Origin of the sequence: Pedobacter sp. SL55 (assembly GCF_026625705.1) — a bacterium.
Lineage (GTDB): Bacteria > Bacteroidota > Bacteroidia > Sphingobacteriales > Sphingobacteriaceae > Pedobacter.
Map to the genome: position 1 here is coordinate 2,543,150 of NZ_CP113059.1, position 18,855 is coordinate 2,562,004.

General features: G+C 35.7%; 22 protein-coding genes. 3 read left to right on the forward strand and 19 right to left on the reverse strand.

What is annotated here, in order from left to right:
* Nucleotides 1–230: 230 nt before the first annotated feature.
* On the reverse strand, nt 231–989 hold the full coding sequence (locus tag OVA16_RS11470; RefSeq protein ID WP_267759465.1) for a 3-keto-disaccharide hydrolase: 759 nt from the start codon (nt 987–989) through the stop codon (nt 231–233).
* A 75-nt stretch (nt 990–1,064) separates the two neighbouring features.
* On the opposite strand from OVA16_RS11470, the gene OVA16_RS11475 reads away from it, so the two are divergent.
* Together OVA16_RS11475 and OVA16_RS11480 are read left to right on the forward strand one after the other, a co-directional pair.
* On the forward strand, nt 1,065–1,418 hold the full coding sequence (locus OVA16_RS11475) for a DUF2752 domain-containing protein (RefSeq protein WP_267759467.1): 354 nt from the start codon (nt 1,065–1,067) through the stop codon (nt 1,416–1,418).
* 4 nt (nt 1,419–1,422) lie between these two features.
* On the forward strand, nt 1,423–1,878 hold the full coding sequence (locus OVA16_RS11480; protein WP_212751597.1) for a CCC motif membrane protein: 456 nt from the start codon (nt 1,423–1,425) through the stop codon (nt 1,876–1,878).
* A gap of 44 nt (nt 1,879–1,922) precedes the next feature.
* On the opposite strand, the gene OVA16_RS11485 is transcribed toward OVA16_RS11480, so the two are convergent.
* A complete protein-coding gene (locus tag OVA16_RS11485) occupies nt 1,923–2,318 on the reverse strand; it encodes a bactofilin family protein (protein WP_138730435.1) in 396 nt (131 codons plus the stop codon).
* Between the two features lies 1 nt (nt 2,319).
* A complete protein-coding gene (locus OVA16_RS20085; protein WP_324288368.1) occupies nt 2,320–3,156 on the reverse strand; it encodes a M23 family metallopeptidase in 837 nt (278 codons plus the stop codon).
* A gap of 166 nt (nt 3,157–3,322) precedes the next feature.
* Between OVA16_RS20085 and OVA16_RS11495 the strand changes: the two genes are divergently transcribed.
* Nucleotides 3,323–3,733 (forward strand): BrxA/BrxB family bacilliredoxin, encoded by a 411-nt coding sequence (locus tag OVA16_RS11495; RefSeq protein ID WP_267759473.1) that lies wholly within the window; start codon nt 3,323–3,325, stop codon nt 3,731–3,733.
* A gap of 571 nt (nt 3,734–4,304) precedes the next feature.
* Here the strand turns inward: OVA16_RS11495 and OVA16_RS11500 are convergent.
* The 16 genes from OVA16_RS11500 to OVA16_RS11570 form a co-directional block, all read right to left on the reverse strand.
* Nucleotides 4,305–5,720, reverse strand: a complete 1,416-nt coding sequence (locus tag OVA16_RS11500) for a TolC family protein (protein WP_267759475.1) — start codon at nt 5,718–5,720, stop codon at nt 4,305–4,307.
* Nucleotides 5,721–5,726: 6 nt separating this feature from the next.
* Nucleotides 5,727–7,082, reverse strand: coding sequence for an HlyD family secretion protein (locus OVA16_RS11505; protein WP_267759477.1), 1,356 nt, complete (start codon nt 7,080–7,082; stop codon nt 5,727–5,729).
* Entirely contained in the window at nt 7,075–8,079 is a 1,005-nt protein-coding gene (locus tag OVA16_RS11510; RefSeq protein WP_267759479.1) for an ABC transporter transmembrane domain-containing protein, read from the reverse strand. The genes OVA16_RS11505 and OVA16_RS11510 overlap by 8 nt, the downstream gene beginning before the upstream one ends.
* Nucleotides 8,080–8,149: 70 nt before the next feature.
* Entirely contained in the window at nt 8,150–8,485 is a 336-nt protein-coding gene (locus OVA16_RS11515) for a hypothetical protein (protein WP_267759481.1), read from the reverse strand.
* A 369-nt stretch (nt 8,486–8,854) separates the two neighbouring features.
* A complete protein-coding gene (locus tag OVA16_RS11520) occupies nt 8,855–9,319 on the reverse strand; it encodes a JAB domain-containing protein (RefSeq protein WP_267759483.1) in 465 nt (154 codons plus the stop codon).
* Nucleotides 9,320–9,559: 240 nt separating this feature from the next.
* The gene (locus tag OVA16_RS11525) at nt 9,560–10,021 is read right to left on the reverse strand and encodes a hypothetical protein (protein ID WP_267759485.1); all 462 of its coding nucleotides are present in this window, start codon (nt 10,019–10,021) and stop codon (nt 9,560–9,562) included.
* Between the two features lie 27 nt (nt 10,022–10,048).
* Nucleotides 10,049–11,410, reverse strand: a complete 1,362-nt coding sequence (locus OVA16_RS11530; protein ID WP_267759486.1) for a DUF3732 domain-containing protein — start codon at nt 11,408–11,410, stop codon at nt 10,049–10,051.
* A complete protein-coding gene (locus OVA16_RS11535) occupies nt 11,410–11,982 on the reverse strand; it encodes an ATP-binding protein (RefSeq protein ID WP_267759488.1) in 573 nt (190 codons plus the stop codon). The genes OVA16_RS11530 and OVA16_RS11535 overlap by 1 nt, the downstream gene beginning before the upstream one ends.
* 3 nt (nt 11,983–11,985) lie before the next feature.
* Entirely contained in the window at nt 11,986–12,228 is a 243-nt protein-coding gene (locus tag OVA16_RS11540; protein WP_324288369.1) for a hypothetical protein, read from the reverse strand.
* A 25-nt stretch (nt 12,229–12,253) separates the two neighbouring features.
* The gene (locus OVA16_RS20260; protein WP_420712319.1) at nt 12,254–12,442 is read right to left on the reverse strand and encodes a three component ABC system middle component; all 189 of its coding nucleotides are present in this window, start codon (nt 12,440–12,442) and stop codon (nt 12,254–12,256) included.
* On the reverse strand, nt 12,439–13,560 hold the full coding sequence (locus OVA16_RS11545) for a hypothetical protein (RefSeq protein WP_267759490.1): 1,122 nt from the start codon (nt 13,558–13,560) through the stop codon (nt 12,439–12,441). Before OVA16_RS11545 ends, OVA16_RS20260 begins: the two co-directional genes overlap by 4 nt.
* Before the next feature lie 677 nt (nt 13,561–14,237).
* On the reverse strand, nt 14,238–14,714 hold the full coding sequence (locus OVA16_RS11550; RefSeq protein WP_267759491.1) for a hypothetical protein: 477 nt from the start codon (nt 14,712–14,714) through the stop codon (nt 14,238–14,240).
* A 5-nt stretch (nt 14,715–14,719) separates the two neighbouring features.
* The gene (locus OVA16_RS11555; protein ID WP_267759493.1) at nt 14,720–15,100 is read right to left on the reverse strand and encodes a hypothetical protein; all 381 of its coding nucleotides are present in this window, start codon (nt 15,098–15,100) and stop codon (nt 14,720–14,722) included.
* A gap of 319 nt (nt 15,101–15,419) precedes the next feature.
* Nucleotides 15,420–15,923, reverse strand: coding sequence for a hypothetical protein (locus OVA16_RS11560; protein ID WP_267759496.1), 504 nt, complete (start codon nt 15,921–15,923; stop codon nt 15,420–15,422).
* A gap of 527 nt (nt 15,924–16,450) precedes the next feature.
* Complete coding sequence (locus OVA16_RS11565; protein ID WP_267759498.1) at nt 16,451–18,346, reverse strand: hypothetical protein; 1,896 nt, start codon at nt 18,344–18,346, stop codon at nt 16,451–16,453.
* A 51-nt stretch (nt 18,347–18,397) separates the two neighbouring features.
* On the reverse strand, nt 18,398–18,817 hold the full coding sequence (locus OVA16_RS11570) for a hypothetical protein (RefSeq protein WP_267759500.1): 420 nt from the start codon (nt 18,815–18,817) through the stop codon (nt 18,398–18,400).
* Nucleotides 18,818–18,855: the final 38 nt, after the last annotated feature.

Sequence of the window (18,855 nt, forward strand, 5' to 3'; positions counted from 1 at the left end):
TAAGTTAAGTGTTTATTTCAAAAATTTTATTTTAAAAAATAGATTTAAAAGCTGATGCTGACCTGTAGCAAAGCGGAAAGCTACGCAGTAAAATAAATTCAGCATGACGAACCGCCCATACCGTCACCCTGACCACGCAGTAGCTGCTAAGCAAATTTATTTCAGGGTCGGTTACCCAAGATTAAGACCCATAACTCACGTTAATTATTGATAAAATTAACTTGATAGGTTTACAACTCCCTAATCCAGATATTTCTAAAGCTAATAGGCTCGCTTGGGTCGCCGTGGTCTTGCAATTTGATAGGGCAGGCACCATGTGCTTTTTGGTACGATGCTTTGCCGATGTACTGCGTTGGGCCTTCTAGCGCAATGTTATTTTGTACCAACACGCCGTTAAAGAAAGCGGTAACCCTAGCTGCAGATTTTAAGGAGCCATCTGCATTAAAAACTGGTGCAGTCCAAATTACATCGTAGGTTTGCCACTCGCCAGGCTTTTTATTTACGGTTGCCAAAGGGATAAACTGTTTGTAAATGCTACCAGCTTGGCCGTTTACGTAAGTGTTGTTGTTGTAATTGTCTAAAATTTGCAGTTCGTAGCCATCATCGCCACTACCAGTTGAGGCCAAAAACAGACCACTGTTTCCTCTAGCTTGTCCTTTGCCTGTAATGTTAGCAGGGATTTTCCACTCTAAATGTAGTTGATAGTTCAAGAAAGATTTTTTGGTTTCGATATTTCCGGTACCCTTTTTTACGGTAAAAGCACCGTTGGCAACTGTCCAGGCGGCAGGTTTGGCTTTGTCTTTTACCGATACCCATTGGTCTAAATTTTTACCATCAAAAAGGATAAACGCATCTGAGGGTGCATCAGAAAATGTTTTGCCAGGCGTAACCTTTGGTGGTACGGGTTGGTAAAATTCTGTATCTTCTGGTTTTTGTGCTTGTGCCTGTAGGGCTAGTAATGGTATTGCAAATAAGATTAGTCGTTTCATAATTTTATAACTATTTATCGCAATTTAACAAATACCGTGGCAATAATTAAAGGCTTATTTATATTTTAGCCCCAAATGAAAAAGGCATTAGCAATATTTATGTTGGCTTTAGTTGGCGAAGGAAATGGTTTTATCCATTGGCTCGAAAATCATTTATTGGCTTGTCCTTTTAAGCAATTAACAGGGTTAGACTGCCCGGGATGCGGTTTGCAAAGGTCGATAGTTTCGTTGCTGAAAGGCGATGTTGTAGCTTCCTTTAAATTTTATCCGCCCACTTTTTCTATCTTAATATTGTTAATTTTTGCCTTGTTTCATCTCAAATTCGATTTTAAGCACGGTGCACTAATTATCAAAACATTATATATTTTAATTACCGTAATTATCATAATTAACTATATTTATAAAGTTTATCATCAACAATTATTCTAAAATTATGTCAGAAGAACAAGAAGGACAAGCGTCTCAAAACCCACAACCGAGCCAGCCGTCGCAACCCTCTTTTAATCAGGGGAATTCATTTCCTCCAAAAAATGAGTATTTAGGTGTTGTAGGATTTCAGCAATCTTTACCAAATGCTACGGCGGTGTTAGTATTAGGCATATTGTCTATTCTAACTTGCTGCTGCTATGGTATTATCGGTCTAATTTTGGGTATTATCGCTCTAATATTAGCTAAAAAAGATAAAACTTTGTATGCGGCTAATCTAGGTATCTATTCTGAGAGCTCTTTAAAAAATTTAAATGCTGGTAGGATTTGTGCTATAATTGGCATAGTGTTTAGTGCTATCTATCTTCTATTAAATATTGTATTCATCGCGATATTTGGTTTTGAAGTATTATCTGATCAAGAAGCATTGAAAGAAGCTATATTAAATTGGCAAAATCAATAAAAACTAAATATCGCAAATGCCCCAAAAACTGGGGCATTTGTTATTTATACTGCCTTTAAAACTTTTTCTTCAGATTTGATGATTTGTTTCATCTCTAACTTTCCATTATACTGGGCGCCCAATTCTATTTCCAGAGTTTCTGTTTTGATATCGCCATTAACAATTCCCGTTTTTTTGATTTCGAGTTGCAGGGCTTGTACATTGCCAGTTACCGCTCCATAAATTACTGCCGATTTGGTTTTTACGTTACCCGTGATTTCGCCTTTCTCTCCTAAAATCAGGCCTCCTTCGGTAGTTACGTTTCCTGTCACTTTGCCATCTATTCTAATTACGGATTTACCGTTGATTTCGCCAGTAATTTCATAGCCGTAGCCAATTAATGTACTGATTTCTTGTTGGTTTAAGTCTAGTGATTTCGCCTCTTTATTTCTTTTGAACATGTTATTCGATGGTTAAGTAAGATTTTGGGTTAACAATTTTGCCATTTCTGTGTACTTCGTAATGTAGGTGTGGGCCTGTAGATCTTCCTGTTGAACCAATACGACCTATGATATCTCCGGCGGCTACTTTTTGTCCTTGTTTTACTGAGATTTTTGATAGATGGCCGTAGTAAGTTTCAAAACCATTACCATGTTCAATGATAACCACATTCCCATATCCGCCTTTGCGATTGGCAAATTTAACCTTGCCATTTGCCGTGGTTTTTACAACTTCGCCATGATTGCCTTTGATATCAAGGCCCTTGTGCCGCTCTATACTTTCGCCTGTAAAAGGGTTTGCCCTGTGACCAAAATTAGAACTGATACGGCCTTTGTGCGGATAACCCATTGGTGTAAAACCTACCAAACGAATCATTCTTTTAAGGTATTCTTCATAAAAACTACCAATCTCCTCAGTAGATCCTAGTTCGGCATCTAATTCGCCGCCTTGGCTTTTTGGCATTGGTTTTAGTCCCCGAGCTTTTAAATACTTGTTGATGGTTTTTAATTTATCATCGATAGAAAGGTAATGTTTTTTAATAGTGGCAGTATCTAATAGTACCGCTTCAGATTTTTGCTTTTCTAGGAGCATTGCTAAATCTTTGTTAGCCCGTTGCATTTGGGCCTTGGTTTTTACCAAGTGCATAATTACACCTAAAAGAAGACACACAAAAGCCAGCAGCAGCATTGCAAATTTTTTCCAGTGCCTAATGTAGTAGGTTTTAATTTGAAAAGGTTGGTTGTAATTCTGGTTTTGATCAAGAAAAATGACGGTTGTTTTATCTTTCCGTTTCGACATGGGTATTCGTATTTTGTTTATCTTGGTAAGCAAATATATGATTTTCAATTATATATAGAAGATGCTTCCAATATCATCTTATTGTTAAAACTAGGTTTAATAACGCTTAAAAGTAGAAAACCTATACAAAATGATTATTTTTGCATCCACATTTTAAAAAATAGATATGTATCCAGAATATTTAGTAGAGCCAATGCGTGCCGAGTTAACCAATGTTGGTTTTGATGAGTTAAAAACCGTTGAAGAGGTTGATGCAGCCATTAAAGGCGAAGGAACCGTGTTTGTAGTGGTAAATTCTGTTTGTGGTTGTGCTGCGGCAAATGCTCGCCCAGCGGCTAAATTGGCAGCTGCCAACGCTAAACACCCAGATAAATTGGTAACCGTTTTTGCAGGGATGGAAAAAGATGCTGTTGATAGAGCAAGATCTTATATGATGCCTTTTCCTCCTTCTTCGCCTTCGATGGCATTGTTTAAAGATGGTAAATTAGTTCATATTGTTGAGCGTCATCAGATTGAAGGTAGACCAGCACAAATGATTGCCGAAAACTTAATTGGCGCATTTGAGCAGTATTGCTAAGAATAGAAAAAAGAATAAGGAGCAAAGATGAAGCACGATGTGCCTAAATCTTTGCTCCTTTTTTATTGGATAATTTTTCTGAAAATTGGGTTTCTGCTTTCTAATCATTGCTTGTAAGGCCATACGCTATAGTCCCGCTGAGACTGGGAGCTGCCGCTGCTATGCTGTTTAATTTAACGTAAATTATGGGTCTTAGTCCGTCATTGCGAGGCACGAAGCAATCCTACAACTATTGCAGGCAACAAAACAACCGCTTTAAGATTTTTCATTACTTTATTTTTTTCTTCATCTGCATTTAAGCTTGCTACGCAGGTGCTTCGTGCCTCGCAATGGCAATCATACTTAATTACTATTGAACTAACAATTTGATAATCAAATGTAAAAACCCATAACTCACGTTAATTTGGCTAAAGCAGTACGGAAAAAACCGTGCTATGAAAACATGTAGTGCGTAAAATAAACCTGAACGAAGCGGAAAGCCCACAGGCAAGCGTAGCGAAGCCGAGGACTTGGAGCAAAGTGCAGGACTTTAGGTACAGTTGAAATACTGGTGTTGCTTTTCGACTATCAATTATAACCTCGTTCCAGCTTTGTAGTACAATTCGGCAAGTTTTTTTTCGTAGCCAATAACCATTTCTTCGCGTTTAATTTTCATATCAATGAGTTTGGTTTCGCGGGCGTTGATTAAGAACAATGTACTTTCGCCGAGGCTAAATTTGGCAGTTTCTCCTTTAAGTAATGTTTCTTGGTTAACAATGTTTCTCGTTTGTACGCTCAACTGCTGGCTGTATGCATCTAGTTGATTATAACTGGCAATTACGGAGTTTTTAATTTCTCTATTGGTTTGCTGAATGTTATACTGCAATTCTAACTGCTTAATTTTAACTTCTTTAAGTTTACCGCGTTCTGCCCTTAAAAATAGGGGAAATACAAAATCTAAGCCTAATTTGTAATTGCCCATGTTAAAATCATAATAATCGGGTATGTTGCTGTTAAAATCTCTCCTCATCGATAGGAGCGAGGCGCCTACATTGAGCTTTGGTTTTAACAATTCGGCCCGGTACGAACGTTCTAAGGCCAGTTGCTCGTCTTTGGTCTGCAACTTTATCAAATCTGGGTGTAGCTTATCGGCATAGGCCAATAAAGTGTCTAATAACTGCTGTTGTGGTTTGTTTTTTAATGGAGTTTCTAATGGCGGACGGGCACTTTCTGGGAGTTCTAGAGGTTGGGCCTGCTCGTTCCAAAGATGGTTAGAAAGCGTGAGGCGAGCGTTGGTTAAATCTACTTTCATTTTTTCGAATTGAATTAAACGATCTTGTACGGTAATTGCCGCCTCTACCGAATCGATACTGGCTTTGTCTCCTAAAACAGTTTGCTTGCTGATGGCTTTGAAGCGGGTTTGTGCCAACTCGAGCCCTTCGCTAATTAATTGAAATTGTTTGTAGGCAAAATACCAGTCCCAATAGTCGCTTACAATAGTAAACCAGGTGGTGTTAATTTGTTTTACTCGCTCTGCTTCGGCATATTTTACCATTACCTTAGCTTGTTTTAGGGTGTTGCGCCTAGAGTCTATGAGTAATCCTTGGCCTAGTGGAATGCTGATGCCTATGCCAGTTAAACCAGCGGTAGACGTGCTTGTTTCGGGATTGGTGTAATCTCCCACATTTCTGTCGTAGCCCAACTTTAAATCTGCTCCAGCAAGCCAAAGCGGCACTTTTAATTCGCTCGTCCAGCGATTGTAGTATTCGGAATTGCCAAAAACCTTTCTGTCGAAGCCTGCTTTTAGGGCAGGATCAAAATAGCCTAACGATTGCATTACATTAGCCTTTGCAGCTTCGCTTAAAAGGGCTGCCTGCTTAATTATAGGGTGATTTTGAAATACGATTTCCCGTAAGTCATCAATTAAGAATACTTTGCCGGTATCTGTTTGGGCATGGCTGTTTTTCATCATCAATAGGAAGAAAAACAATAAGCATAGTTTTTTCATGATTTCCTATTTTGCTACTTCGCCTTTTGGTTCTTTTTCTAAACTTGGGGGAAATCCATTTAGCTGTCGCCATATTTCATACCATACCGGTACCGAATTTAAGATTACCCTGCCATAAGCTCCCGATCCTTGACGAAGTTGGATAGGCCAAGGGTCATCTTTTTCTGGAACGGGAACCATTTGTTTTACCAAAACCCTGTATGTGCCATTTGGGCTTGCCATCTTATCGATAGAAAAAACCCTTCCGGCAAATGTACCTACCGCTACCGATGGCCAACCAGAAAATTGTACCGAAGGCCATCCTTCAAACTGTAAACGCACTTCGCTTCGGTCGAGTATCAAAGGTACGTCCATGGCGTCTACATAAATTTCTGCGGCAACCAAAGGGTTTTTGGGCTGTAGGGTTGCTACAGACTCGCCTTCTTTAATATTTTCGCCAATACCTGCTTTCATGGTTTTAATAACATAACCATCTTGTGGCGCTCTAACAGCGTATAAACCCTGCCTAAAACCGATGTTGGCAATTTCATTACGCAGCTTGGCAATATCTCCCTGTGCAGATGCCTGACCCGACAGTGCCGAGCCCATTTCTGACTGCGCCTTGGCCAAGGCCTCTTGATATTTAGCCCTGATGTTATCAAGCTCTATTTGTGCATTGATTAACGTTTGCTTGGCAATGTTTAACTTGTTTTGCTGCGCAATTAGTTTGGCATTGTCGTTCTGAAAGTTCATTCTGCGGGTTTCGATATCGGTTAGCGAAAACAGCCCATCTTTATAACCTTGCTCGTAACGTTCTAATCTAGCCTGACTTACCTTGAAAAACTGTTGCACGGCAACAAGGTCGGCGCTATCGCTTTTTACATAATCGCGGCTTTGTTTTACTTTGTTCTCAGCAGCAATAAGTTGAAGGCTTAAACCTCTGTTAAGTGCTTGTATTTGAGTGTTGGTAGCCTGCATTTTTTGTTTGGCAGCCTCTTCGCTTCCCTTTTTTGCTTCTAGTTGTTCTTGTAAACGAACCGACAAATTGGGGTCGAAGTAAGATTGATTAACTTCGGAAATAAGTAAAATGGTGTCGCCTTTTTTAACTTCCTGACCTTCTCTAACATACCAACGCTCTATACGGCCGCCAATTTGGTTTTGTACCGTTTGTGGGCGGTCTTCGGGATTTAGTGCCGTAACGGTGCCTCTGCCAGGTATGGTTTGGCGCCAGGGTAAAAATAAAATGATGAAAAATAGGATGAAAATAAACAGGATGATTCTCTTTAGCAGAAGCATTCTGCTAATTGGTATTAACGATGCATTAGATTTTTCTGCAAGATTTTCCCAATGTTGCTGATGGTTTACTTCGTGACGATTAGCCATTTTTAACCTCCTCTCCGTCGTAAAGTTCTAGGTCTGTTACCACAGCTATTTTTTCTGCGCTGGTAATCATGTCAAATATGGTGTTCATACTGGTCATGATTTTTTCTACGGCATAGCTAATTTGCACCACAATTACCTCTGCGGCCACAAATTGTCCGAAAGTCATTTGGCGCTCTATTACAAAATACGATCCCATTAATAATAATGCACCCATCAATACTGCTCTAATAAGAATAGAACTGGCAAACAATTTACGTAGCATTTTAAAGTGGTTTGTTCTAGATTTTAGATAGTTAGAGGTAATCTCATCCGTTATTTTTATGGCCTCATCCATCTTTCCCTTGTTTCCTCTGTAATGATCTAAGTTGGCGGCAATTTCTTCCAAGTAGGCTACTACTTCAAATTTGTAAGTAGATTCTTTGATACTCGTTTTTACCGCCTCTTTAAAGTAAAGGCCAATAATGATAGGTAGCACCAGTACGATGAAAATACCAAAAGCCAAGTAAAATGGATGGTAGAATGATAGCAAAATAGCACTAAAAACAATCAGTATGGCCGCTGCGATAATTTCTACCACCAATTTAGTTAATCCTTTTTGTATGGTTAAAATTCCGAAAAACCGATTGATCAGCTCTGGCGGATACTCGCCTTCCAGTTCAGCTTTTTTGATACGTGGTAGACGGTAGGCAAACTCTAGCGAAGTACGGGCAAATATTTTTTGCTCTACCAGTTCTACTAGGCTAAGTTGGCCAATTAGTAATAGTCCGCCAAAAATAATACCCGCCAAAACCACACCAATTAAAATATAGGTAGAACTGTACATAGAGCCATTACTTAGCAGGTTAAAAATGGCTGTAGTGCCCAAAGGTAGCGTTAGGCCTATTAAACCAATTAAGATGGCATAAAATAAGATATAGTTGATAGATGAACGCTCAAAGTGCAAAATTGCGATTAGGCGCTGCCAAGGCCTTAATGGCGCATCATGTTTATTACTCATGTTTTATAAAAGTAAATTTTGATTAATGGGGTAAAAGTAATCTAGTAATGCTTGATATGCAAATAGAATTTTAACCCAGCTCGGGCGGCTCGCTTAGCACTGATAGGAGAGGTGCGTTTACGATGGACAATAAGTACACACGGTTGTGCGCTTCGTTTACAATGCTTATGTTCGAAAAGGTTTGATAGGGATGAGCAGACGAAATATCCCAAGTTTTTTTGATTGCCCTGCCAGATTTGTCATCTTTTGCATTTTCTTCATCTTCGAGGGGTTGCTTTTCTTCTAGTTCACATACCAGATTGTACCATTTACACCCAAAACAGCTGCTTGCCTTTAGGGAAAAGCCCAAAAGCAAGAAAGAGCTGAGTATATAAATTGTAAATCTATGTCTAAAAAAAGCAATCATTAGGCTACAAATATAGGGCAGAAGCGTTACCTAAAGGGCTTTTTTTAAAGTATTGATATCAAATACGATCGATTTTACAAAAACATGATTTGTACATTAAAACCAGATTAGAAAGAGAATAATCTGTCAGCATGTTAATGCCTATCGGCTTTGCTTGATAGTTAGGTTTTTTGTTGGTTAAACATTGTTTTTTTCCTGTCGGGATGAGAGGATTCGAACCTCCGACCTCCAGCACCCCATGAATGCCGTTACTGCCTTTATTGTTAACTTAATTTATTTATAATCAGATAAATGTATGTATTCTTATTTGTAAGGTGTAAACAAATGGTGTAAACACAACTGTGATTAGCCAAATTTATCTTCTTTTATTCAAAATATTATCATTCTTTCTTCTGCCATACTAAAGTAGCTATTTTCTGTTATAATCAAATGATCATGTAACTCAAGATCCAAAAGCTTAGCAGCTTCTTTCAACTTGTTAGTTATCCTTATATCATCACTAGATGGTCTTAAATTTCCACTCGGATGATTATGAGCTAAAATAATGCTAGTTGCTGTCGACTTCAATGCAATTGCAAATACTACCCTAGTATCCATTACCGTTGAACTTCCCCCACCTTTTGATAAATCAACTATTCCTAAAACTCTATTGTTTCGGTTTAATAATATCATTTTAGCTTGTTCTAAGAAGTTAATCAAACTCTTATCCCAATTACTAATCAGTAAATCATAAGCTTGCTTAGAACTGCTGATTTGAGGTCGCTCTTGTGCTTTAAAATGTGGATTGTAACTTAGTTGCACTTCGGCAACGTTAAAGAATTCTTTCTGTTTCATATTATTTTAATTAATTATGAAACAGCAGCAACCTTTATCCGCAACTAAGCAAAGGAGGAACGGATATAAATAGCCTGTGCGCAAATGCCACGTGAGCGTTTATGCCGGAAATTCCTTTAAGCGTGTTGAGGAGAAAGGTTAATTTTGAAGAATGATTAATTATATAAGTAATAATTTCTACTTAATTCTTCGTTGGGAAATCATTGCTTATTAAATGGGGTAATTATGTTATAATTGATATTAAAATGTATTAAATGAGTCTCGAATGAACTGAATATCCTGTGTCGAAAATTTATTCCATTTCACGCAACGTCCATTTACATTTGGTTCAGCAGAAAATTGATTATCTTTAATGGGAATTAGAAATTTATCAATGAGATTTTCAATTACTTGGTCGAGTTCTAATCCTAAATCCCCTTTGGACATTACTCCGATCGAAATATTTGTTACCTCTTGATTATCCTTGACGTAATAAACAGCATTTTTCTCTTTTCTCACTTCTGCGATTAACGTCTGTGTTCCCATACAATATCTTATGCAAGTTTCAAATGTCTTGCTAATGGCCATTTCTTGAATTAAAGAGTTAATGTTATAACTCACTTCTGAAGAAAAATATTTTTGACTTCCTATAAGAAATGGAATCGTTAGTCCATCTTTGCCTCTTTCTTGTTGTTTAATGAGTAGTATTTCCCAATATTTCATATTCGTATAAGTTTGTTAATTCAAATACTAAATCAACTTACTTCCCACTTTACTCCAACGATATTTAATAAACTGTTCAAGTTCGCTTTCATCGGCATGCTCTAAAACAATTACTTGAGGTTTATAACCACATTCAGTCTCGATATTTAAAATTTCGTCAGATATTACTTTGAAAATATTTTTTACTTGAACAATATTATCATCAACTTTTTTTTGTTCATTTTCTACTTTTTCATCCAATTGTTTATAAACTTTTGGAAAGTATACTTGACTAGGTTGATCCAACACTAATATCGAAGGTATTTTTGAAGTTTTAGTTATGCTATGTAAATACAAAAAGCCTAAAAATGCCGATAAATGTATTGCTAACCAGTTTGAGCCACTTCCCATCTCAGATAGCAAGATATTTTCTTTACCTTCAATACTGTATTTCAAGCTAAATTTTTCTAGATCAAATAATATCTTACCTGGTTTGAATTCTTCTTCAAAATCAAGCAGGTCACAAATATCACTCATCTTATTACTTAGTATTATTTGAGCTCTTTGCAACTCTTCTTTTAGATTGAAACCAGCAAGTTTGTTTTTGAGTTGTTCAATTTCTGCTTCTAACTCTGAATAATCACTTTTACTATTTGATAAAATCTTATTTCTTTCAATGAGGTTTTGAGCATTCGCTTCTGTTCTTCCTTTTAACAGTAACCCTTTTTCATATTCATTCTTAGTGCTGAACTCTGTTAATATCTGTTTATTTAAGCTTTCAGCTTTGATATTGAGTTCTTTTAAATGTCTTTTCAAGACATCTCTCTCTTTTCTAAGTGAAGCATTTTGAGTTGATGTATCATTTACGTATGTGCCAATTTTTTCAAACTCTTCTTCTAATGTCTCATTAGATTCTCGAATTACGCCAATTTTATCTACTATCGCCTCCACTTCTTGCTCGCAAAGTGGACAGTGAATTTCACTAACATTGGTTTCGATTGACGCTAAAGACTTTAATCGATTAATATTCTTATAATAATTTTTCGATATGTCATTATTAGATTTAATTGTATCTAATAAATTCTGGACTATTTCTAATTCTTTCTTTTTCTCAAAGATCAAATCATCTACTTTTCTAAGTTGTTCGTTAAGATTTTGATCACCTACTGAGTTAGCATTGGCACTTGGCAAAGCTGTAATAAGTTTTTTAAGTTCAGGTAAATTTATATCGGCAGATAGTTCTTTCCCTAAAAATGTGTAGTAAAATGACAAAACAGTATATAGGTCGTCTCTTAATTGTTCATTGCTGATTTTCAACTTCTCGTCTAGCTTTTTCTTTTGACTTAATTCTTTCTGCTTACTTTCCAGATTTCGCTGTAAATCAAAAAAATCAGCATCTCCGAATCCCATTAGTATAGGATAATCATCAATAGTTTTTTTCTCTTGTAAAAATCATCAAATCTGTAGAAAAGACTATGCTTATTAGCAATTAAATTCTGATGCTGAAATAAAAAAGGCACAAAACTTCGCATTGTTACTTTGCCTCCAGATTTCCTCTTATCTTCTTCTTCATCAGCTCTTGTATCTAAGACAGAAATTCCGATATGCTTTTCAAATTCTCTTTTAGCTTCATCTATATCAAGTAGTTTCTTGTCATAAAAATATTCAATGGAAAAGTGTTCAAGAAAAGTCGAACTAACTTCGACATTGAAATACATTTGATTACTATTTTTTCTTCTTCCAATAATTAAATGCTTGTCTTTTACTCTATATATTATGCAATAAAGATCTGTCCAGTCGGTTATAATTCCTTTTGGAATAGTAGATCTACTTGCAAACAAACAATAATCGATAATCTCAATTACTGCGCTTTTACCTGTTTTAGAATCGCCAGAAATTATATTTAATCCCTCATCGAACTTTAGTGTCCGTGATTCCTTAGTATCTTTAAAAAGACATATACGTGATATTAATGCTTGCATAAGTTATAAATTGAAAAATATTCTCCTGTAATCCTCCTTTGAAAGAATTGATCCTAAATTAAATGCTGCCTTATAATAATCTCTTAGCATAAGATTTTTCTCTTTTGAATAAATAGTCTCCTGTTTATCAGTAAGAATTACGTAGTCCAAAATTTCGATATTATTGGTGTTTGACAAGGTAATTAAAGCTTCTTTTGTCTTCTTTTTATAATTTGTCAACAGAGTATCTATTACAATTAATTCCATTTTAACTTCAGAATTAAGAAACGTATTAAAGGTACTCTTTGAGAATACTCTTCAAAAGTTTATCTCGTATTGTTTTGTTGTAAATCAACGGCAAAACATAATAGATCAGTTCCGTTTTCAAACGATTATTTTGTGCTCCAGCTAAAGCCATCAGCAATAATTTAGATGTAAATAATGGATTGAAGAGAATCTCTTCAGTTCTAGCTATATTCATAGATCAGTCTCTTTATATAACCATTCAAAATCAGTGGTTTCGTTAATATTTTGAATCCTACCATTCCTAAAAAATCTCTGGGTTCCATTAAACCCTATAATTTCATTATGAGGATTATTAATGCATCTAAAATAAACTTCTTGTGACTTTTTTATATGAGAATTATCTATAAATGAGAAGTTTGAAAGTTGGTACAGAGCTGCGCTTTTTTCGCTCTTTAGACTAGAACTGATTTCTTCCTCATATTTTATTACATTATTTTTTAAAGTAGGATTTATTTTTAGTATCTCTTCATAGGCTTCCTCAGATCTAACATAATCTTGAAAAGCTTGGTGTAAATCATTATTTCTTAAAGAAATAGCTCCCAATTTTTCTATAAACCTATAACCTTTAACTAAATTTTCATCATTCCTTTCTGATTCACGTACAGAAGGGAAAGGAACATAATCTTTAGTAAACTTCGATAAGCTGAATTGTAAATCTGAATTGAAATCAGTGATATTAATTTCCCATTTATTTGAATTATCAATGGCTTTCTCTACGATCCATTGATGAAGTACCCCTAAAGCAGCACTTTTCAAATCATCGTGTATCAATTTAAAAGTGGCATGTTTTTTTAGTTGAACTAATTTTTCATCAACTTTTGGCTCACCACTAAAAATGACAAACTTATCCAAGATTACGAGTAAATCGGTTTTGGAGATTTTTTTGCCAAAAATTTCATCTTTAAATACTTTAGAAGTAGTTGAAATATTATGATCTTTCAGTATTTTGTACTTTGCATCTTTTTTTAAGCTATTCCAATTGTTAAAAATACTATCTTTCGGTACATTCTGTGTAGTGTGAAGAATAAATCTATCATTAGATTTTAACTTATCATATTCAACGACAAGGTTTTTCAGCGTTTTCCAAACATCTACAGAATTACTAGTGAGGTTTTTATCTCCTTCATGATGCTTAACTTCAATAGATTCATTTCCATATTGAACATCTCCGAAGCATTCGATAAAAACATACTCGCCGTTTTGGGCGTTTAGACAGTATTCTAAAGCTACTAATTTTTGATATTCAAATCCTAAAAGCTTTTTTGTTGCATCATTATCTAAGGTTTCGCTCATTTTAATGGTATATTACTATCAAATTTTCACACGGTTCTATATTAAAAATTTCATTGCATTTGATAAATAAAAGTTTACCAAACGCTTAAAATAGCACCTAACACAAAGCTTTACAGAAAATATTTTTATGTATTTATTTTGAGATTAAGAGCATATTTCAACGAAACTAATATAAAAATCTTTTAATTGCAAGACATAACGCTCACCGCCTGCTCAACGAGCATTTGTGTCAAAGGTAAAGTTGTGCAACAACGACTTTGACTATGTTTTACACAAGTAATTGGCGGGATGTTTGACCAAACATCGTGACCATTACGCAGCGAAGGCGAGAACGCAGGTGAGCCGCAAATTGGAAAGCGGTTAAGTTTATCCAGGATGAAGTGTAGCGAATCCTAGTTAAACTTAAGTGAGCTTTCACGCAGCCAATTAGTTGAGCAATGCAAAACGAATGACAGATGTATCTGGCGTGATGTTTTGCGCTCATTACCTTGGCGGAGTACCGAATAACCTAATACTGACGTTAAAGTTGGCACAACCACCACACTCTGTGCGATTGGTTCGCATTAGCCTAGATAGATAGCACTATAATTCGTTAAACCACTTAATTAAAGACTATGCCATTCCATATCCCTTGGTAGGCAGCAAATGAGGGTATGGAATGGCGATAGGATTTCATATTATAGTTTGGAAACAACCGTGTTTAAGGGAACTAGCTCATTAGCGCCGAAACCGAGGTAATGTCTTTTATCTACCCAAACATGGGCTTCAAAGACACTAAACAACGTTGTCTTGCTCAAATTCCATAATTTCTGCCCATCTGCTAAAGAATACGACCTGCCTTGTAAAGCATGGAATGCTTTTAGTATCAATGTCATTTGGTCTATATAAATAAACAAATCGTTATCCACTATTCTACCGTATTGTTGTATATGTTTTTGGCACATCGCAACTATTGGATAGATATAGTCCTCGTTTCTGTTCATTTGGGTCTGTTCAAATGCTTTGACCATATATTCGGTATCATTCCTAAAATCAGCTTCATCGGGAAAAGCTAAACAGGGATATGGACGGTATTCATTAGAGGAAATAGCAGTACCAGTGTTTGGTACGCTAATTATAAGGGGGCTGCCCTTAAATGTGAAACTAAAGTTCATTGCTATTAAAAATATATGGTCTTTTGATAAACTGGTAGATACACTTGAAACTCAAAGTAATCTGCTAATGATGAACTACGCAGTAGTTTTCTTGCCTGTCTCGGTTCATTAAATGAAAACCAATTATCATCCGTTAACCTCTTACTAGCAACAATAAAAGCTCCGTATTTATTAACAACAGCCTTTACTTTAATTTTAACAGGTCTATTGTTTACACCGTCCAAATAATAAGCATCTAGTATTGATGCTGAAGCATCGTCAATTCTGTTGGTTGAATTGCTAGATAATGGAGTTGCAGGTTTGTATTCCATTATCCCACCAGTTTGGGACTTTGCAACCTTTGTAATAAAACATGCAATGATTGCAGTTAGAAACAACTTTTTCATTTTTAAGAGAACGCTAGTAAGTCCGAACTAGCTGTTTAATAAATACAATAAGTGCAGGACTGAACTAATTTGCGTCTAAGAGGTTCGGCAAAAACCTGACAACAACAAACAAGTCAGCCTGCACTTATTGTGCAGGCGTGAACTTATTCGCACTTGTTGTCTTTGTAATTTTGCCGATTTCTTAGACAAGTAGCAAATAGCTTACGCTTATATCTTAATTATAAGTAATTCTAATTTATCTCTACTCTATATCTTCTTTTGTTTAGACAACAAAGATAATATAGTAAAAGAGATTAGGCGTAATTTCTACGCCTAAAATTTACGCTGCTTCTGGTCTTTCAACTACGGCAATGCTTACAGTATCCGTTTCTCCCTCGAATGTCAGTCTAAAGAAGTAATTATGAACATCATGATTTACGAACATCACTTTAAGAGCATATTCGCAACCAATAGTTCCATCTTCTGAATTTGTGGCTCTGTAGGCTTCTCTTAATAATAAGTTGGTAAGATTACTGCCGAACTTTTCGATAAAATCTCCATCGTAATTGATGTAAATGTAATAACGACCATCCCTACCATTAATAAGGTTGATACTCCAGAAATGACAGATGAACTCATTAATAAAATTTGTATTCTGCGGATCTCTTAAGTTATCTACAGTGATGTAAGTTCTGTATTTAACCATTTCAAACTTCGTAAGCAACCTTTGAGCTGCTTCAATAATCTTTTGATAAGCTTTCTGTACTTCCTGATTTACTACCTGCAATTCAGGTGTTACCATAACAAATTGTGTTGATGGTTTAGTGGTGTTGTTCTTTTTCATGTTTTTTGATTTTTAAAAGGTGTTTAAATGAAAAATGCGCTTGTTAGCGCACTTGTTAATTGATAAATATGTTGGGTTATTGATAATTGGATTAATGTTTTACCGATTGGTAAATGGATAGCCGTAGATAATTGTTATATTATTGGTCACTATTACTAATAATATAATGCGTTGTTTTTGGGTGATGGTTTAAATGTGTTAAATATCCGCTCGGCTTTCTCGATTGTTGCGGAGTTGATATATTAGTTTGCTCAAAATGGCTATAAGATTTGTAAAATCGTGACGGATTTTATTAGAAAGTAGTAGGTTAAAATCGACTTCCCCAAAGTCAATGACGGCGGGTATTCAGATGTAGAGGGTGGGGGCGTTTGACACACTTATAATTTTTAAGATATATAAAAATTAAAAATTTAATTTTTCCGACACCAATAATCAAAAAAGGGGTTTTTAACCCCCTTAATCAATTAACTGTCGATAAAATCCGACACTTATTTATCGAAAACGGTTATATAACCCCCTTTTAATATTTACTGTCGGAACTTACTAGGAAGTATGATGTTATTTTTAACATCCTTAATCTTGTAACCCTTGATTTCTCTATTATCTTCGGTATAGCCTAAGGTAACTCTTGTATCAGGTATGTCAAACCACTTTCTTAATTGTTCTATTGTTGCTGGCAATCTAACATTGTACTTGTTAAAGTAATGTCTTAGTATAGCTCTAATTCTATATCCTGTAAAACACCTTCCCTTTTTAAATATCATTAATAATGTAAAGGTTAGTTTGTAGTAACTATCAGATTTCTCTATTGCTTTAAGATTATATTCCTTTTCTATCTTCTTGGCATTATATGCCAACTCTCTTACCTTATCTATTCCAAGAACTTTGTAATATTGGTACAATTGTGTATGAGTGTTGATTAATTCAGTAATTGCATAATTAGGAGATAAACTATAAACCTCTTGCGGCTGTTCGAAATAAGTGGCGAACATTTCACAGATAACCTTTAGTGTTTCTTTCTTTGATATTCCTGGTTTTAGTTTCTCCAGATTTTCATCGTTAAGGTTATAGTCATCCTTTATAAATTCAACATCAAACCTGTTGGTACTTTCGTATGCTCTGCGTATATCCATACTTGTTTTATAAAATGCTATTACCTTGTTTCTCTGTATCTCATTATCTATAAGATATGTACATTGCTCGAACGTGCGTTTGTTCAGGTAGTTATTGTACTTGCATAATTTCAGAGCTTCGTTAAGCACATCATAAGTTCCGATATTATGGTTGTTGTTGCATTGGTCTCGCAACTGTTCTATCATCTGATGACCTTCTCTAAGTCCGTTTATGTAGGCTCTTATTTCTGCTTCGCCCTGTGTAGGCTTGGCATCCCAATTTGTGATGTGGGCTAAATGATTAATCCCATTTCTTGCTCTACCTGCAATCTGTATAATATCGGTGTTGGGGTCAAGTGCCGAATGTTCCACTTTTTTAAAGTCTGATACGATTAAAACGTTGGGTTCACAATCTACCTTTAAGTCAAATGCGGTAAAGAAGCGGCTGGTAAAGAAGTTGTACTTTTTAAACTTGTTCTTATCCCAATGCTCACTTACGTTAGTAATACCGTTGATTTTTAAGATGTCGTTACTTTCCCTCGAGCTAAAAACATGTGCTTCATCCTCTATCTTAAGGAACTTGATTATTGATGAAATTCGTTCGGTGGAATTGATAAATATTAGGTAATATTTATTTCTATGCAAATTAAAATACTTCTTAATGGTAGAAGCAATGTTATTGGTGGCATAAAGGTCTAGCTTTATCTTTTCGGGAGTTTCAGGATAGATATAAAAGTTGTCAAAGTCGTGTTCATTAAATCTTGGGTCGCTGGGAGCTATAGGTGTAGCGGAAATAAAGGAACGTTTTTTAAAATCAAAGAAATAGTCCATAACTACAGTTATAGCATCTCTGAAGTTTGCATCTTGTATTAACTTCTCACATTCATCTACCAATAGGAAGAACTTCTCAAATGGGTTGATTTCCAATTCTTGGCAAGCATCCATTATCTTTACTATGCCTTCGGGAGTAGTGATAAGTTTGTATTTTTCTCTCTTTACACTTAGAAATTCGACTATATCGTCAACGTTCGTCTTTTCGTAGATAGCTAGAACCTCGGGGTTTTTAACCATTATAGGCATACCATTTTCATCCAATATCTTGTTATCCTCAGCATCCACTTTTTCCATCCATCGTTTACCCAATATCACAGGTATATAGGGTTCAACAATGATGCTCCAACGTTTACAGAAAATCTCAAGATGGGTAGCACCACAACCTGTAAGGTGTTTATAGATTATTTTATTTGCAGGAAGTTTAGACAATATCTTTCCTAGATACTTGCCCTTAGGCAGCATTAAATTATTGTACATTTTTAAATTAAGTTGAAAGCCCTCCCAGACGTAGGAGGGCTAGGTTAAGGATTAGTGATTATTACAGAACTCTACTAAATCATCCCAATTGAAGATAATTGAGATACGCCTGTTGGCGTAATCACAAACAAATTTCTCCATGTTATCGAAGAGATAAACGGTTGCTTTAGCTTGCATCAAACCTTTTTTAAAATTAAGGTGAATGTAGTCTTTTTGATTAGTTCTGTTTGTTTTCTTCTCAATAGCGCCTAGTATGCCATGTTGTTGATTTGCACAGTTGAAGAAAGTTTTATATTGATTAGTAAGCTTAGGGGCTTTTTCCAGCTTAGCCAACAATCTTTTAAAATTGTCTAGCTTTACATAACCAACATTGTCTTCGCTTTCGAAGAATTCACTAATGGTAACCTCTGTTACTCCTTTTCTGCGGTAGCCACCTTGTGGCTCCTCAGTAATAAAATCAAAAATCGACATATTCAGTAATGCGGACTTGTTTGTTCCCGCACTACAAA

What these genes read in the sequence shown, in the direction of transcription:
- OVA16_RS11570 (WP_267759500.1), bottom strand. Translation starts at nt 18,817, where the DNA reads ATGTCGATTTTTGATTTTATTACTGAGGAGCCACAAGGTGGCTACCGC.
- OVA16_RS11555 (WP_267759493.1), bottom strand. Translation starts at nt 15,100, where the DNA reads ATGAAAAAGTTGTTTCTAACTGCAATCATTGCATGTTTTATTACAAAG.
- OVA16_RS11520 (WP_267759483.1), bottom strand. Translation starts at nt 9,319, where the DNA reads ATGAAACAGAAAGAATTCTTTAACGTTGCCGAAGTGCAACTAAGTTAC.
- OVA16_RS11550 (WP_267759491.1), bottom strand. Translation starts at nt 14,714, where the DNA reads ATGAACTTTAGTTTCACATTTAAGGGCAGCCCCCTTATAATTAGCGTA.
- OVA16_RS11540 (WP_324288369.1), bottom strand. Translation starts at nt 12,228, where the DNA reads ATGGAATTAATTGTAATAGATACTCTGTTGACAAATTATAAAAAGAAG.
- OVA16_RS11475 (WP_267759467.1), top strand. Translation starts at nt 1,065, where the DNA reads ATGAAAAAGGCATTAGCAATATTTATGTTGGCTTTAGTTGGCGAAGGA.
- OVA16_RS11495 (WP_267759473.1), top strand. Translation starts at nt 3,323, where the DNA reads ATGTATCCAGAATATTTAGTAGAGCCAATGCGTGCCGAGTTAACCAAT.
- OVA16_RS11565 (WP_267759498.1), bottom strand. Translation starts at nt 18,346, where the DNA reads ATGTACAATAATTTAATGCTGCCTAAGGGCAAGTATCTAGGAAAGATA.
- OVA16_RS11480 (WP_212751597.1), top strand. Translation starts at nt 1,423, where the DNA reads ATGTCAGAAGAACAAGAAGGACAAGCGTCTCAAAACCCACAACCGAGC.
- OVA16_RS11515 (WP_267759481.1), bottom strand. Translation starts at nt 8,485, where the DNA reads ATGATTGCTTTTTTTAGACATAGATTTACAATTTATATACTCAGCTCT.
- OVA16_RS20260 (WP_420712319.1), bottom strand. Translation starts at nt 12,442, where the DNA reads ATGAATATAGCTAGAACTGAAGAGATTCTCTTCAATCCATTATTTACA.
- OVA16_RS11510 (WP_267759479.1), bottom strand. Translation starts at nt 8,079, where the DNA reads ATGAGTAATAAACATGATGCGCCATTAAGGCCTTGGCAGCGCCTAATC.
- OVA16_RS20085 (WP_324288368.1), bottom strand. Translation starts at nt 3,156, where the DNA reads ATGTCGAAACGGAAAGATAAAACAACCGTCATTTTTCTTGATCAAAAC.
- OVA16_RS11505 (WP_267759477.1), bottom strand. Translation starts at nt 7,082, where the DNA reads ATGGCTAATCGTCACGAAGTAAACCATCAGCAACATTGGGAAAATCTT.
- OVA16_RS11560 (WP_267759496.1), bottom strand. Translation starts at nt 15,923, where the DNA reads ATGAAAAAGAACAACACCACTAAACCATCAACACAATTTGTTATGGTA.
- OVA16_RS11525 (WP_267759485.1), bottom strand. Translation starts at nt 10,021, where the DNA reads ATGAAATATTGGGAAATACTACTCATTAAACAACAAGAAAGAGGCAAA.
- OVA16_RS11470 (WP_267759465.1), bottom strand. Translation starts at nt 989, where the DNA reads ATGAAACGACTAATCTTATTTGCAATACCATTACTAGCCCTACAGGCA.
- OVA16_RS11535 (WP_267759488.1), bottom strand. Translation starts at nt 11,982, where the DNA reads ATGCAAGCATTAATATCACGTATATGTCTTTTTAAAGATACTAAGGAA.
- OVA16_RS11545 (WP_267759490.1), bottom strand. Translation starts at nt 13,560, where the DNA reads ATGAGCGAAACCTTAGATAATGATGCAACAAAAAAGCTTTTAGGATTT.
- OVA16_RS11530 (WP_267759486.1), bottom strand. Translation starts at nt 11,410, where the DNA reads ATGGGATTCGGAGATGCTGATTTTTTTGATTTACAGCGAAATCTGGAA.
- OVA16_RS11500 (WP_267759475.1), bottom strand. Translation starts at nt 5,720, where the DNA reads ATGAAAAAACTATGCTTATTGTTTTTCTTCCTATTGATGATGAAAAAC.
- OVA16_RS11485 (WP_138730435.1), bottom strand. Translation starts at nt 2,318, where the DNA reads ATGTTCAAAAGAAATAAAGAGGCGAAATCACTAGACTTAAACCAACAA.